Origin of the sequence: Lacibacter sp. (assembly GCF_035299325.1) — a bacterium.
Classification (GTDB): Bacteria; Bacteroidota; Bacteroidia; order Chitinophagales; family Chitinophagaceae; genus Lacibacter.
In genome coordinates this window covers 86,620-100,240 of the sequence record NZ_DATGWT010000033.1, presented here as the reverse complement: position 1 = coordinate 100,240, position 13,621 = coordinate 86,620, and the positions used below count along the sequence as shown (strand labels likewise).

Genomic DNA, 13,621 nt, shown 5'->3' with positions numbered 1-13,621 from the left:
GATTATTTGCGGACAAAACGCATTACTGCCACATCATCGATCATAAAGTTGAGTGTATTATCATCGCTCAATGCGTACTTGTTTACTTTCTGCAGCATTTCTGTAAATGTTTTTTCACCATTGCCGGGACAAGCCATCATGGTAGAAATACCCGGTGCAAACCTGATACTGTTTCCATTCATTGTATAATTACTGCTAAAACCGTTGCAGCTTGTATTTCCACTGATCATTGATTGACCTAATTCAAAACGAATGAATGGCTTTTTCTCAGGATACAAACCTTCAAACGCAATACGAATACCGGAGATATAATTCAGCTCCCAGTTGCCATCGAGTTTACTGGTCGCTGCTTCAACAGCGGTAAATGTTGCTACTACTGTTTGACCATTGAAAAATTTCAACACATTATTTTCGATCTGCCATCTGTTGGTTTCTGAAATAGCAGGCAGAAAAAGACTTTCAGTTTTATCATCATTCAGGCAAGCCATTTTAGTTACTGCTAATGGCGAAAATTTGATCTCGTGGTTTCCATTGAGCGTAAAGGTTCCTGATAAACGGTTGCAACCGGTGAAACCCGCAACAGTGTTTACCTGACCGGGAGAAAAGAGCAGGTGAGCAGATCTTCCTCCTTCCGAACGAACAGGCTTGCCATTCACCTCAGAAAGATACCAGCGATACATGTATAACAGTTCGCTGCCGCCGGTTACATTTGGTGCATTATTCACAATGGGATTGGTTTCAGTTGATGGTGCGGTGGTTGAAGTTGGTTTACTGCTTTTGCAAGAGAAAGCCTGCAGCAGCAACATAGAAATAGAAAGAACAAAAAAAGTCTGTTTCATAACATAAGTTTTTGTGCAGATGATAAATTAGAAAGCATTACATAAAGTGAAAAGGATGAGAGTTTAGTTTTTGCATTTCGTTAGCATTAGCTTCATGCCTTTGTACTGAGGAATTACTCCAGACTTGAATTGCATTTTGCCATCTTCGTCTTCCATTGCTGCATAACCTTCAGTAAGCGAACTGTCTTTTTTCAGAAAAGTTATTTCACGAACAGATTGTTTTCCTTCAGACATGAATGTATAATCAGCAAAAACAGTATCGTTATGCAGCACACCTTTTAAGGTTCCTTTGTTGCGGTCTTTGCCTGAAAGTTGGTAAAGCAGATCACCACTAACCATATCATCAGGGCCAACAACCAATTCTAACATAACAGTATCCCGGTTGCTGATAAACTCATAACAAAGATGTGCAGGTTCGTCAGCAGAAGTAGGAGGAACAGCAATTGTATCAGTTTCGGAAAGAGATTTTTCAGTTTCATTGTTACAGGAAACAATAAAAAGACAGAGCGTAATTGATAGTGCTTTTATAAGCTGCTGCTGTGCTTTTCTCATTAGTAGTGTTTTTTATTAACCTAGTAAATATTACAAATATTCCTGATAATTGTTTATCATTTTATTGAAACATGAACCAAAAATTACCACAAACAACAATCCCGCTTCATGGAAGCGGGATTGTATTACTCAGGAAAACCAACAGGAATGTTTACATTCTTTTTTCTTTTCAGTTTTTTGTTCTGTTTGTTTTTCTGATTTTGTTCCAGTTCTGCGGTTGATGTTGGCAATGGCAACCAATGCTGCAAATGCCAGCAGCAACGTAATGATGAATACTCTTTTCATAACCGGAGATTTAATTACTATAAGTTACAAAACATCTCTAAAGAGTGAAACTGATTTTTGGCGAACGGAAACGAAGGGATGTGGAGCGGGGATTGTAATTTAGACGAATCAATTAAAACACATGGCTGAAACAGATATGAACTTTCACACCCGTAAATGGGTGAAACCTGAAGACCTGAATCCGAACAGCACCTTATTTGGCGGGCGCTTACTGCAATGGATTGATGAAGAAGCTGCGCTTTATGCCGTTATTCAACTGGAGAACCCTCATGTGGTTACCAAGTTTATTTCCGAGATCAACTTTATTTCTGCCCCACGGCAAGGCGATATTATTGAGATCGGCATATTGGCCACGCATTTTGGCAACACATCACTCACTATGCGTTGCGAAGTGCGGAACAAACTTACCCGTGAACCAATTTTACGAATTGAAAAAATCGTGTTTGTAAATGTCAGCCCCGAAGGGATTCCAACACCACACGGAAAAACAGAGATCACTTACGTGAAAGACAGGTTTTAAAACAATAGGCAATAGGCAATACAAACTCTTTGAAAATTGCCTATTGCCAATTGCATATTGATGATTTATTCCTCATCATCTTCTTCATAATAAGCATCCTGGCTGTAATATAATTTTTCCCAGGCGGCAACGGCTTTATCATCGAGACATTCAACAATGTCATGAATAGGAGCATCCTTTTTCTTCCACACAATTTCTTCGCCTTCGCTGTAGGTGGAAATGCAAAGTGCATGATCGCTTTTAAAATGCACCTTGATCAACTGCAGGGCATTTTCTTCTTTTTCCTGAATGAGGTAATTGCAACCGGCTTCCAACAAGTCATACGTGTACATACTTCACAAATTTTAAATCTTCAACAATACTGTTCTGGCGAATTTTAATGGGGCAGTTGGAGTTGGGAATCGGGGGTTGTAGTACCAGGTTAGTGTTGAAACAAATGTAGCATCATTTCTGTGAATTGAGATAGCCCAACATCACCCGAGAAGGCTCTTTTTACAAAAAATTAATACGTCGATTGAAAATCAATGGGTTGACTTAGTCCAGCTCAATAACCGAGACTTTCTTCCCCTCAAAGTTTACCTGGAGAATCTTAATGGAGCGCACTGGCTGACCATTTTGGATGGCGGGCTCCCAGTCGTATTGATTCATCCAGGCTTTCAGCTGCTGAAAGTCGGGACGAACATTGCTGTTGGGGCGTGCCTCGTAAGTGCAGGGTTTCCCGGTTTTATCAATGAGTATGCTGATGGTGATCTTGCCACCTGCTTTCTTTTGGGTGTATTGATCAAAGAATTTTTCGATATGCGATTCGAGACTCGGCTTTTTTGTTTTCCACTTGGCCGTTTGTTGCACACGAACATACATATCATCAAATGGATTGGCGCCGAATTGCAAGCAACTGTCGAGTTTATAAACCTCTTGTTGTTGCTGGGCACTGGTACTAATGGCAACGAGGATCAGGATAAAGGATAAGTATGTTTTCATGTGGTAAATATAAAAAATAGCTTTCAGCTGTGAGCGATCAGCTTAAAGTAAAAACTCCTAGCGCTATGGAATTGTGGTTGAATCTTAGATTACAATTTAAAACCTTGTGGTCCCGGTTTCTTATTCGCTTCGCTCATGAGCAGCGTTTGTGCAATACGTTTGGCTCTTGTTTCAGGTGTTTTGGCACTATCGACCCAAAACATAAATTGTTTACGAATGGATGGAGAGAAAGCTTTATAATTCGTAAGAGCTGCTTTCTTCCCTTTAAACGCCAGCAAGAAATCTTTGGGAAGTTCATTTGTATGTGCGGCATGGTTCGACGCATTTAGTGTTTCCCAGCTTCCATCAAGTTGAGCTGCTTCAATTTTCACAAGACCGACATTGGTCATCAGCCCATTTTTTATCAAACGTTCTACCCGTTCTTTATTTACATCGCTCCAAATACTTTTGGGCTTGCGGGGAGTGATTAGCAACATGGAACGTTCATCATCAAGCTTGCGGGGCAAACTGTCGATCTAGCCAAAACACAACGCTTCTTCCACTATTTCACTGTAGGGAAGACGTGGTTTGCTTTTGCCCACTTTGTAAAAAATGAGCCAGATCCCTTTTGACTTGTCGTGATTTTTTTGCAGCCAGTCACGCCAGGCCTTACGGTCTTTGGGATAAAATGATTGCAGGCTGTCAATAGCCCTTGCCATCGGAGAAATTATTCTTCGTGCTTGCGGTTAAGCACCCAAATAAGATAAGCGCCTAAAAAGAGGAATATACCAAGACCACCAAAGATGAGCGCAGTAAGCACTTTCTGTGCGCCGGATGATAATACCATTGACAATGCAATTACCAGGTAAACGATATAGATGGTAAGGAGGGTATAAATCTTTTTGTCCATGCTTGTGATTTTAGTGATGCGAAATTGAGAAATAATCAGTTACAGGCCAAAAATTATTCACAGGGTTGTGAACAAATAAGGGAATGGCAGGGGAGGTGTGTTTTGTTATATTTGCCCGTTCCGGTGAAGAAGTACGAGGTAAGAGGTACGAAGTACAAGAGTCGAGACGCTAAAGGTCTCGATGCCGACCAAAGCGTCGGCATGCGACGCCAATGCAGCTGATTAAAACCCCGCTGCCGGTAACAAAAAACTGAGAACTACAAACGACAAACGAAGCAATGGCTGAAGAAAAAAAGAACCTGTTCGATTACGACGAGAGCTCGATTAAAACCCTCGACTGGCAGGAGCATATCCGTCTCCGTCCCGGTATGTACATTGGTAAACTGGGCGATGGCAGCAGTGCCGATGATGGCATTTATGTTTTGCTGAAAGAAGTGTTAGATAACTGTATTGATGAACACACCATGGGCTACGGTAAAGCGGTGGATGTAACCATTGAAAAAGGTGTGGTCACCATTCGTGACTATGGCCGTGGTATTCCATTGGGTAAAGTGGTGGATGTGGTGAGCAAGATCAACACCGGTGCCAAGTACGATAGCAAAGTGTTTCAGAAATCTGTTGGTTTGAATGGTGTGGGTACAAAAGCTGTAAACGCATTGAGCCAGTATTTTAAAGTAACTGCGTTTCGTGAAGGCAAACAAAAAACGGCTGAATTTGAAAAAGGTATTTTAACCAAAGAACATAAAGAAGAGAAAACAACGGAAGGTAACGGTACCGAAGTAACGTTTATTCCCGACAACAGTGTTTTCAAAAACTATCACTACATACACGAGTACCTCGATAACCAATTCTGGAATTATTGTTATCTGAATGCAGGGTTGGTGATCAACTTTAATGGCAAGAAATACATATCCAAGAATGGATTGCTTGATTTGTTGCAACGTAAAACGAATGAAGATGAACTGCGTTATCCCATCATTCATCTGAAAGGTGAGGATATTGAGGTTGCTATTACACACGAGAATCAATATGGCGAAGAATATTACTCATTTGTAAACGGACAGTTTACAACACAAGGCGGTACACACCTTGCTGCCTTCCGTGAAGGATATGTAAAAACCATCCGTGATTTTTATAAGAAGGATTATGATGCGGCTGATATACGTGGAAGTATTTGTGCTGCTGTGAGTGTGCGTGTGCAGGAACCGGTATTTGAAAGTCAGACAAAAACAAAACTCGGTTCCAGCGTGGTGTATGAAGGCGGCCCAACGATGAAAAATTTCGTGGGCGATTTTCTTGCACGTGATCTTGATCTGTACCTGCATAAAAATCCTTCAGTTGCTGAAGCGTTGAAAAAACGTATTGAGCAAAATGAGAAAGAACGGAAAGAACTGGCCGGAATTAAAAAGCTGGCGAATGAGCGTGCCAAGAAAGCCAATCTTCACAATAAGAAATTAAGAGATTGTCGCTTTCATTACAATGATGAAGCTACAGGCAAAGACAAGGATAAAATTATTGAGAAGCAAAAGGAAACAACCATTTTCATAACCGAAGGTGATAGTGCGAGTGGAAGTATCACCAAAAGCCGCAACGTGGAAACGCAGGCGGTGTTCAGTTTGCGTGGTAAGCCGCTTAACTGTTATGGATTAACGAAGAAGGTGGTGTATGAGAACGAGGAATTCAACTTGTTGCAACACGCATTGAATATTGAAGATAATTATGAAGACCTGCGCTACAACAATATCGTCATTGCAACCGATGCCGATGTGGATGGTATGCATATCCGGTTATTGTTGATGACCTTCTTCCTGCAGTTTTTTCCTGATCTGGTGAAGAACGGGCATGTGTTTATTCTGGAAACACCTTTGTTCCGTGTACGCAATAAACAGGAAACGATTTATTGTTATGATGAAGGAGAGAAACAGGCCGCTGTAGAAAAACTGGGAAATAAACCGGAGATCACACGCTTTAAGGGTTTGGGTGAGATCAGTCCGGAAGAGTTTGGTCGTTTCATTGGAGCAGAAATGCGCAAGCAACCGGTGATGCTGTTGCCTGAAACACATATACAACAGGTGTTGGAATATTATATGGGTAAGAATACACCGGACAGACAGGAGTTCATCATCGATAACCTGAAAGTAGAATTAGATAAAGTAGAAGAAACTGTATAATTCCCTTTAACTAATGTTTGAATTTCACGCCGACAGGAAACGTTACTTCGACATACAGATACAAAACACTGAACGGTATGTGTTGCCCTTTATTGAGAAAGCATTCACTGTAAAGCCGGGCATGCGTGTGTTGGAAATTGGTTGTGGCGAAGGCGGCGTATTGAAAGCGTTTATCGACAAAGGTTGTACAGGCGTTGGTATTGAACTTGATGAAAGTCGCTTGGTGAATGCAAGAGAATGGATGAAAGATGAACTTGAGCAAGGCAAAGTAACTTTTCATTCGAAAGATATTTACAAAGCAACCGAAGCTGATTTTGGTGGTGCCTTTGATGTAATTGTGCTGAAGGATGTAATTGAACATATTCATGATCAACCAAAGTTGATCGAATGGATGAAAAGTTTTTTGACAACGAATGGCGTTATCTTCTTTGGCTTTCCACCTTGGTATATGCCGTTTGGTGGTCATCAGCAAATCAATAAAGGCAAATGGTTGAGTAAGTTGCCTTATTATCATTTGCTGCCAACACCCATTTATAAATGGTTATTGAAATCGAATGGTGAGAACTGGGAGGAAATGCTGGAGATAAAAGAAACAGGAATTTCTATTGAGCGGTTTGAGCGTATCTGTAATGAGAAAGGATACAATGTGATCAACCATACTCATTTTTTAATTAACCCGATCTATGAATACAAGTTCGGCTGGAAACCGAAAGAACAGTTTGGATTGATCAAAGCCATTCCGTTTGTTCGCAATTTTTTCACCACTTGTGTTTATTATTTGATACAGGCAAAACAGAATTAGATTTTATGATACATATTGTTTTTAATGAAGCTGATATTGATGTATTGCAAAAGGCAATAGAACTTGATGAAACATTGCAGGGCGAAGTGCTGCAGGTGGAAGATGATTATGCAGTTGGTCCACTGAAGGATATTTATACCGAAGAAGGTATTGCTGCCCGTCGTGCCTGGTGGAAAGAAGTATTGAGCGGCACCGAGCTTGAAAAGAAAATAGATGAAGGTGATGTAGATGACAATAAACTTGTTGCCTTTATCATTGAGCGTTTGCAAATTAACGAAGAAGAGAAAGTGTGGATCTGGGCAGCACAAAACAAACATGATGTGAGTGGATACTATTGGCTCATCAGTCAGTTAAAAGATTTCCAGGGTCGCATTTATATTTTGTACCTGAATAACCTGCCGTTCATTAACGAGAAAGGACAGTTGTTTTATCCTGAATGGATCAGCACTATTCAGCCCAAAGAGATGACAAAAGCAAAGAAGCTTGCACGATTGGTTACACCCAGTGAATTTGAAGTTGATCCGGATGAGTGGACAAAACTCTGCAATGAAGAGAAAGGTGTGCGTTTATTGGAAGGAGGAAAGAAACTCGGACAGAAGGATTATGATTTTTATGATGCTGATCTGAAGAATTTTATTTCAGGTGATTGGCAAAAGGCAAGTAAGATCATTCACCAGTTCTTGAGCAAAAATAAACAGACAACAGGCGATATGTATTTGCTGTGGCGTTTAAAACAATTGGTTGCAACTGATTTGTATGATGTGCAGGGTGAACTGAAGAACATGAAAGATTTTGAGCTGAAGAAAAAATCGGGGAAGTTGTTTGAAGCAACACAACCGTCTGAACAGTGATTTAAGGAGAACGAAAGGAATCAGAAGATGTGATGGAATATGTTGATAGAAACTAACATCTAATAAGATGAAAGCAATACTGAAACTGGAAGAATTAGCAATGTTTCTTGCATGTGTATACACGTTATACCTGTTTGATGCAGCGTGGTGGATGTACCCGGTTTTGTTGCTTGGCCCGGATATCAGTATGCTTGGCTATTTAGCGGGTAATAAAGTTGGTGCCTGGAGTTATAACATCTTTCATCATAAAGGAATTGCAGTGTTGTTATTAATCACTGGTGTGTTTGCTAATGTTGATGAATTGTTTTTTACAGGTGTTATTTTGTTAGGACATGCATCAATGGATCGTGTTGCAGGTTATGGCCTGAAATATGAAAATGGTTTTAAGTTTACTCATTTAGGAGAAATTGGAAAGAAATAAATTATGAGTGCTGCTAAAAAGAAAGAAAGTGTTTTCGACAATGAAAGCGGTGTACAGGGACAGTATAAAAACTGGTTCCTCGATTATGCATCGTATGTAATTCTTGAACGTGCCGTGCCGGCAATGGAAGATGGTTTGAAACCTGTGCAACGCCGTATTCTTCATGCAATGAAGGAAATGGATGATGGCCGCTTCAACAAAGTGGCGAACATCATTGGCCAGGCAATGCAATATCATCCGCATGGTGATGCAAGTATTGGTGATGCATTGGTAAATCTTGGACAGAAAGATTTGTTGATCGATACACAGGGTAACTGGGGAGATGTGCGCACAGGTGACGATGCAGCTGCTGCACGTTACATTGAAGCACGTTTATCGAAGTTTGCATTGGATGTTGCCTTCAACAATAAAACAACAGAATGGCAACTGAGCTATGATGGTCGTAAGAACGAACCTGTTGTGTTGCCGATGAAGTTCCCGTTGTTGCTGGCGCAAGGTGCAGATGGTATTGCCGTTGGCCTTTCAACAAAAATTCTTCCCCACAACTTTTGCGAATTGATTGAAGCATCCATCAAAGCATTGCGTGGTAAACGTTTTGAATTGCTACCCGATTTTCAAACGGGTGGCATGATCGATGCAGCGAATTACAACGATGGTAAACGTGGTGGCAAAGTGCGTGTGCGTGCACTGATTGAAGAACTTGACAAGAAGACGTTGCTTATCAAAGATGTGCCTTATGGTGTTACCACAACAAGTTTGATGGAAAGCATTGTAAAAGCAAATGATCAGGGCAAAATAAAAATCAAGAAAGTAACGGACAACACCGCTGCTGAAGTTGAGATACAGGTTGATCTTGCACCAGGCATTTCACCTGATATTACCATTGATGCGTTGTATGCATTTACTGATTGCGAAGTTTCCATTTCGCCAAATGCCTGTGTGATTGTTGATAATAAACCACAGTTCCTTACAGTTACGGATTTGCTGAAATACTCTGCTGAGCAAACAAAAGAATTACTGAAGAAAGAACTGGAGATAAAGCTGGGTGAGTTACAGGAGAAATGGCATTATACTTCGCTGGAAAAAATATTCTTCGAAGAGCAGATCTATAAAGAGCTGGAAAAGAAACACGAAACATGGGATAAAGTAATTGTCGCAATAGATAAAGCATTTGTTCCGTTCAAAAAACAACTCCGCCGGGATATTACCAGAGAAGATATTCTCAAGCTTACAGAAAAGCCTGTGCGTCGTATCTATCGTTTGGATATTGATGAACTGAATCAACAGATCAAAGGTCTGGAAGCAGATATTAAACAGGTGAAGCATGATCTGGAAAACCTTGTTGATTATGCAGTAGCTTATTACGAAAACCTGTTGAAGAAATATGGCAAGGGTCGTGAACGTAAAACAGAGATCAAACCATTCGAAGTCATTCAAATAAAACAAGTAGCGATTGCCAATACCAAACTTTATATGAACCGTGAAGATGGTTTTGTAGGTACATCTTTAAAGAAAGATGAATTCATTTGCGATTGTTCCGATTTTGATGACATCATTGTATTTACCAAGCGTGGTTTAATGAAGGTGGTTAAGGTGAGTGATAAAGCCTACATCGGTAAAGACATTATTCATGCAGCGGTGTTCCAGAAAAATGATGAACGTACAACCTACAACATGATCTATGCTGATGGTAAAGGTGGTGTGAGTTATGCGAAGCGTTTCAATGTAACCGGTATTACAAGGGATAAAGAATACGATCTTACACGTGGCGATGATAAAAGTAAAGTGCATTACTTTACCGTGAATCCCAATGGCGAAGCGGAAGTAGTGAAAGTATTACTGAGCCCGAATTGTACTGCACGTATTAAAGAGTTTGATTTCTACTTTGAAGAACTCGATATCAAAGGTCGCAGCAGCATGGGTAACCAGGTAACGAAGTACCCGATCAAGAGTGTGAAGTTTAAAGAGAAAGGAAGAGCCACGTTGAGTGGAAAGAAAATGTGGTTCGATGATAAGTTTGGTCGTTTAAATACTGAAGAGAAAGGACAATACCTTGGCAAGTTTGAACCTGAAGATCGTGTGCTTGTGATTTATAAAGATGGGAACTACGAGATCACCGACCAGGAGATGACGCAGAAATTTGATCCGGAGAATATATTGTTGATCGAATTGTTCCGACCTGATCGTATCATTACTGCTGTTTATTTAGATAATGATAAACTGCAGTACAATGTGAAGCGTTTCAAAATTGAAACGACTACGTTAAAGAACAAATTCTTCTTTATTAAAGAAGGTGCGAAGAATTATGTGGAAGCAGTAACAACTGATGAAGAGCCGGTGCTTTCTGTAAAGAGTGGCAAGGGCACGCAGGTTCGCAGCGCTAAAATAAAACTGGCGAAGGTTGCTGAAGTAATGGGATGGAAAGCAGTAGGCGCAAAGCTCACCGATTTCAACAAGAGCATTGAAATGGAGTGGGTGAAAGAAGATCCGAGTGCTCAACCGGAATTGTTTGGATGATGAGTGATGAGTAGTCAGTAATGAGTAAATAGTTTAACGGCGATTGCAAAGCAATCGCCGTTCTTATTTTGAAAGGATTTGTTAAGAGCAGTTCCGTTAACAAAAGATTAGATTCTGCCATACATCTCTCCAAAACATTCCATCATCTGAATGAATAGCAGTTACTAAAATCCTGCAAACATTTTTATGAGGACTACATACCTAAGCTTACTCGTAGCATTTACTACAGCAGCCATTACAACCAACGCACAAGTTAAACCTGTTATTAAAGCAGGTGTTATTCAATCAACCTGGAAAGGAGAAGCAAGAGAATCATTCACACAATTGGTCGATCAGACAGATGGTTACATCAGCAGTCGTAACAGAACGGCCTTTTATGTGGGTGCCGGCGCTGAACTTCCCCTTGGTGATTTTGTTTCAATTGAACCATCACTGGTTTACACGCAACGTGGTTATGGTATTAAAGGCAACCTCACCATTAACCAATTAAAGATTGATGCACTTGATGCGAGAGCAACGGCCCAGATGCATTACATTGACTTACCTGTATTGTTGAAAGTAAAGCCAGTTGCAGGTTTACAGCTGTTTGCCGGCCCTCAGGTTTCCTATTTGGTAAAGAATAATTTACGGGCTGATGTATCGGTATTCGGCTTCTCATTGCTTAACCGTGATATTGATATCACTGAGCAATTCAACCGTTGGGATGTGGGCGTAACGGGTGGTGTAGGTTATGAGTTTGGGAACGGGATTGGTATTACCGCCGCATACGAAACAGGATTTCAACGCCTCGACAAAAACCAGAATTTCAAAGCATTTAACGAAGGATATAAAGCAGGATTGACTTACAGATTTTAATTAATCGCCAGAAGCATATCACTATGAAAACCTTGACCGATGATGCAGTACCCGGCATCATCGGTTTTATTCATCGCTATCAACGATCTCACCGTAGTTGATCAGTAATTCTTCACCGGCTTTTATTTCACGGAGTGTTTCAAAGTCTTCTCCATCATTGATCGAAATGATGTTTGGCGATTCATCGTGATTAAGAAAATTCACAATATCCATCACCTTGAATCCATAATCGGGAACATAGTAATGATCTTCATCAAACAAACAATACGTTTCAACCAATTCTTTGCTGTGAGCAGGCAATGCATCAATCTCACTCCGTTCGATCTTGATCCACTCACCAATATTTTTTGAGAACAATCCACGCTGACCTTTGGGAATATCCCTTAACGCAAACACACCATTACCATGAATGGGAGAGGGTTTCATCATTACCCATGTATCATGTTTCAGTTCGTGGAGAAGTTGTTCTTTGGTCATAGTGGAGAAACCTTGGGAGGTCAAATTATTTGAGGTATTGCTTCATGTCACGCTCTGCATCACGGTTCTTAATTGTTTCCCGTTTATCATGCAGTTTCTTTCCTTTACCCAGACCAACCTCAAGTTTTGCTAAATTATTTTCAGTGAAGAAGATACGGAGAGGAATTACGGTGTAGCCTTTTTCCTTTATTTTATTTTCCCACTTCTTGATTTCTTTTTTGTTGAGCAGGAGCTTACGGTCATGTACAGCCAGGTGATTGTTGGTAGTGCCGAATTTATATTCTGCGATATGCAGACCTTTGATCCACAGTTCGTGCTTATCAAAAAAACAATAAGAATCGGAGAAACTTACTTTGCCTTCACGAATCGATTTTACTTCCGTTCCAACCAATACCATCCCTGCTACTAATTTGTCTTCAAAATAGTATTCATGAAAAGCAGAGCGGTTTTTTAATTCAATCATTTCGCAAATAAAAAAGCAATCAATAAAAGTTGAATCAACTCATATTGATTGCAAATATAAAATTGATCTCTTTAGTTCTTAAATAACGTAAACAGCACGCCGAATTTCTGTTTCATTTCTTTCCGGTCGATGATGAGATCGAGGAAGCCGTGTTCCAGTAAAAACTCACTGCGTTGGAAACCTTCAGGTAAATCCTTCTTAATAGTTTCTTTAATTACACGTGGACCTGCAAAGCCGATCAATGCACCCGGTTCACCAATATTCAGATCGCCCAACATACCGAAGGAAGCAGTTACACCACCAAAGGTTGGATCGGTAAGCAACGTAATGTAGGGGAGCTTCGCATCACTGAGTTGTGAAAGCTTACCTGAAATCTTTGCCAACTGCATCAATGAAAACGCACTTTCCATCATCCTTGCCCCGCCACTTTTACAAATGAGGATCATCGGAAGTTTATGTTCAATGCAATAATCGGCTGCACGTGCAATTTTTTCACCCATTACACTTCCCAACGAACCGCCAATGAAATCAAAATCCATACAGCAGATCACTGTTCCATGCCCTTCAACCTTACCTGAGGCTACACGAATTGAATCGTGCAGATCCGTCTTTTTCCAAATGTCTTCTAAACGTTTCTGGTAAGGTTTCAGATCGGTAAAGCCGAGATAATCTTTTGAACGGATGTTATCGAACAGCTCTGTGTATTCATCTCCGTCAAACAGGATATCGTAATACTCAGCACTGCCGATGCGGTGGTGATAATTACAATTGGGGCATACATATTTATTCTCAGCTAACTCTGTCGAAGTTCCGGTATGCTTACACTCAGGGCATTTGGTCCAGAGACCTTCCTGAATTTCTTTCTTTTCTGACGTTGATGTAAGAATGCCTTTCTGTACCCGTTTAAACCACGACGAACGTAATGCATCTGCCTGTGGCAGATCATCACCTGTTAGATTTTTCTCAATATCCTCTTCTTTTTTTGCCATCGTCCTTTG

18 protein-coding genes are annotated in these 13,621 nt (G+C 40.5%); 7 read left to right on the top strand and 11 right to left on the bottom strand.

Annotated elements, in window-relative coordinates:
• Positions 1–2: 2 nt before the first annotated feature.
• The 3 genes from VK159_RS18760 to VK159_RS18750 form a co-directional block, all read right to left on the bottom strand.
• Positions 3–839: an META domain-containing protein gene (locus VK159_RS18760; protein ID WP_324231704.1), complete on the bottom strand. Its 837-nt coding sequence runs from the start codon at positions 837–839 to the stop codon at positions 3–5.
• 63 nt (positions 840–902) lie between these two features.
• Positions 903–1,391, bottom strand: a complete 489-nt coding sequence (locus VK159_RS18755; RefSeq protein WP_324231703.1) for a hypothetical protein — start codon at positions 1,389–1,391, stop codon at positions 903–905.
• 129 nt (positions 1,392–1,520) lie between these two features.
• Complete coding sequence (locus VK159_RS18750) at positions 1,521–1,676, bottom strand: hypothetical protein (RefSeq protein ID WP_324231702.1); 156 nt, start codon at positions 1,674–1,676, stop codon at positions 1,521–1,523.
• Between the two features lie 121 nt (positions 1,677–1,797).
• Here VK159_RS18750 and VK159_RS18745 point away from each other — a divergent pair, with 121 nt between their 5' ends.
• The gene (locus VK159_RS18745) at positions 1,798–2,196 is read left to right on the top strand and encodes an acyl-CoA thioesterase (RefSeq protein WP_324231701.1); all 399 of its coding nucleotides are present in this window, start codon (positions 1,798–1,800) and stop codon (positions 2,194–2,196) included.
• Positions 2,197–2,261: 65 nt separating this feature from the next.
• Here VK159_RS18745 and VK159_RS18740 read toward each other — a convergent pair whose 3' ends face one another.
• The 5 genes from VK159_RS18740 to VK159_RS18720 form a co-directional block, all read right to left on the bottom strand.
• The gene (locus VK159_RS18740) at positions 2,262–2,528 is read right to left on the bottom strand and encodes a hypothetical protein (RefSeq protein ID WP_324231700.1); all 267 of its coding nucleotides are present in this window, start codon (positions 2,526–2,528) and stop codon (positions 2,262–2,264) included.
• 202 nt (positions 2,529–2,730) lie between these two features.
• Positions 2,731–3,177 carry a hypothetical protein gene (locus VK159_RS18735; RefSeq protein ID WP_324231699.1) on the bottom strand — a complete coding sequence of 149 codons (447 nt, stop codon included), beginning with the start codon at positions 3,175–3,177 and terminating at the stop codon, positions 2,731–2,733.
• Between the two features lie 89 nt (positions 3,178–3,266).
• The gene (locus VK159_RS18730) at positions 3,267–3,683 is read right to left on the bottom strand and encodes a YdeI/OmpD-associated family protein (RefSeq protein WP_324231698.1); all 417 of its coding nucleotides are present in this window, start codon (positions 3,681–3,683) and stop codon (positions 3,267–3,269) included.
• 9 nt (positions 3,684–3,692) lie between these two features.
• Positions 3,693–3,875, bottom strand: coding sequence for a hypothetical protein (locus tag VK159_RS18725; RefSeq protein ID WP_324231697.1), 183 nt, complete (start codon positions 3,873–3,875; stop codon positions 3,693–3,695).
• Between the two features lie 8 nt (positions 3,876–3,883).
• The gene (locus VK159_RS18720; protein WP_182801048.1) at positions 3,884–4,066 is read right to left on the bottom strand and encodes a hypothetical protein; all 183 of its coding nucleotides are present in this window, start codon (positions 4,064–4,066) and stop codon (positions 3,884–3,886) included.
• Positions 4,067–4,344: 278 nt separating this feature from the next.
• Between VK159_RS18720 and VK159_RS18715 the strand changes: the two genes are divergently transcribed.
• The 6 genes from VK159_RS18715 (at position 4,345) to VK159_RS18690 (ending at position 11,683) form a co-directional block, all read left to right on the top strand.
• Positions 4,345–6,237, top strand: coding sequence for a DNA topoisomerase IV subunit B (locus VK159_RS18715; RefSeq protein WP_324231696.1), 1,893 nt, complete (start codon positions 4,345–4,347; stop codon positions 6,235–6,237).
• Between the two features lie 13 nt (positions 6,238–6,250).
• Positions 6,251–7,039, top strand: a complete 789-nt coding sequence (locus VK159_RS18710; RefSeq protein WP_324231695.1) for a class I SAM-dependent methyltransferase — start codon at positions 6,251–6,253, stop codon at positions 7,037–7,039.
• Positions 7,040–7,044: 5 nt separating this feature from the next.
• Positions 7,045–7,890 carry a DUF1835 domain-containing protein gene (locus VK159_RS18705; protein ID WP_324231694.1) on the top strand — a complete coding sequence of 282 codons (846 nt, stop codon included), beginning with the start codon at positions 7,045–7,047 and terminating at the stop codon, positions 7,888–7,890.
• Positions 7,891–7,957: 67 nt separating this feature from the next.
• Complete coding sequence (locus tag VK159_RS18700; RefSeq protein WP_324231693.1) at positions 7,958–8,311, top strand: DUF4260 domain-containing protein; 354 nt, start codon at positions 7,958–7,960, stop codon at positions 8,309–8,311.
• A gap of 3 nt (positions 8,312–8,314) precedes the next feature.
• Positions 8,315–10,828, top strand: coding sequence for a DNA gyrase/topoisomerase IV subunit A (locus VK159_RS18695; RefSeq protein WP_324231692.1), 2,514 nt, complete (start codon positions 8,315–8,317; stop codon positions 10,826–10,828).
• A gap of 186 nt (positions 10,829–11,014) precedes the next feature.
• On the top strand, positions 11,015–11,683 hold the full coding sequence (locus VK159_RS18690; RefSeq protein WP_324231691.1) for a porin family protein: 669 nt from the start codon (positions 11,015–11,017) through the stop codon (positions 11,681–11,683).
• A 66-nt stretch (positions 11,684–11,749) separates the two neighbouring features.
• On the opposite strand, the gene VK159_RS18685 is transcribed toward VK159_RS18690, so the two are convergent.
• The 3 genes from VK159_RS18685 to accD form a co-directional block, all read right to left on the bottom strand.
• The gene (locus VK159_RS18685; protein WP_324231690.1) at positions 11,750–12,160 is read right to left on the bottom strand and encodes an SET domain-containing protein; all 411 of its coding nucleotides are present in this window, start codon (positions 12,158–12,160) and stop codon (positions 11,750–11,752) included.
• Positions 12,161–12,185: 25 nt separating this feature from the next.
• The gene (gene smpB, locus VK159_RS18680) at positions 12,186–12,623 is read right to left on the bottom strand and encodes an SsrA-binding protein SmpB (RefSeq protein ID WP_324231689.1); all 438 of its coding nucleotides are present in this window, start codon (positions 12,621–12,623) and stop codon (positions 12,186–12,188) included.
• A gap of 71 nt (positions 12,624–12,694) precedes the next feature.
• The gene (accD, locus tag VK159_RS18675) at positions 12,695–13,612 is read right to left on the bottom strand and encodes an acetyl-CoA carboxylase, carboxyltransferase subunit beta (RefSeq protein WP_324231688.1); all 918 of its coding nucleotides are present in this window, start codon (positions 13,610–13,612) and stop codon (positions 12,695–12,697) included.
• Positions 13,613–13,621 lie beyond the last annotated feature (9 nt).

Excerpts from the sequence above, each read along its gene's own strand:
- VK159_RS18760 (WP_324231704.1), bottom strand. The coding sequence starts at position 839 with ATGAAACAGACTTTTTTTGTTCTTTCTATTTCTATGTTGCTGCTGCAG.
- VK159_RS18745 (WP_324231701.1), top strand. The coding sequence starts at position 1,798 with ATGGCTGAAACAGATATGAACTTTCACACCCGTAAATGGGTGAAACCT.
- accD (WP_324231688.1), bottom strand. The coding sequence starts at position 13,612 with ATGGCAAAAAAAGAAGAGGATATTGAGAAAAATCTAACAGGTGATGAT.
- VK159_RS18700 (WP_324231693.1), top strand. The coding sequence starts at position 7,958 with ATGAAAGCAATACTGAAACTGGAAGAATTAGCAATGTTTCTTGCATGT.
- VK159_RS18720 (WP_182801048.1), bottom strand. The coding sequence starts at position 4,066 with ATGGACAAAAAGATTTATACCCTCCTTACCATCTATATCGTTTACCTG.
- VK159_RS18705 (WP_324231694.1), top strand. The coding sequence starts at position 7,045 with ATGATACATATTGTTTTTAATGAAGCTGATATTGATGTATTGCAAAAG.
- VK159_RS18710 (WP_324231695.1), top strand. The coding sequence starts at position 6,251 with ATGTTTGAATTTCACGCCGACAGGAAACGTTACTTCGACATACAGATA.
- VK159_RS18695 (WP_324231692.1), top strand. The coding sequence starts at position 8,315 with ATGAGTGCTGCTAAAAAGAAAGAAAGTGTTTTCGACAATGAAAGCGGT.
- smpB (WP_324231689.1), bottom strand. The coding sequence starts at position 12,623 with ATGATTGAATTAAAAAACCGCTCTGCTTTTCATGAATACTATTTTGAA.
- VK159_RS18735 (WP_324231699.1), bottom strand. The coding sequence starts at position 3,177 with ATGAAAACATACTTATCCTTTATCCTGATCCTCGTTGCCATTAGTACC.
- VK159_RS18715 (WP_324231696.1), top strand. The coding sequence starts at position 4,345 with ATGGCTGAAGAAAAAAAGAACCTGTTCGATTACGACGAGAGCTCGATT.
- VK159_RS18750 (WP_324231702.1), bottom strand. The coding sequence starts at position 1,676 with ATGAAAAGAGTATTCATCATTACGTTGCTGCTGGCATTTGCAGCATTG.
- VK159_RS18685 (WP_324231690.1), bottom strand. The coding sequence starts at position 12,160 with ATGACCAAAGAACAACTTCTCCACGAACTGAAACATGATACATGGGTA.
- VK159_RS18755 (WP_324231703.1), bottom strand. The coding sequence starts at position 1,391 with ATGAGAAAAGCACAGCAGCAGCTTATAAAAGCACTATCAATTACGCTC.
- VK159_RS18690 (WP_324231691.1), top strand. The coding sequence starts at position 11,015 with ATGAGGACTACATACCTAAGCTTACTCGTAGCATTTACTACAGCAGCC.
- VK159_RS18740 (WP_324231700.1), bottom strand. The coding sequence starts at position 2,528 with ATGTACACGTATGACTTGTTGGAAGCCGGTTGCAATTACCTCATTCAG.
- VK159_RS18725 (WP_324231697.1), bottom strand. The coding sequence starts at position 3,875 with ATGGCAAGGGCTATTGACAGCCTGCAATCATTTTATCCCAAAGACCGT.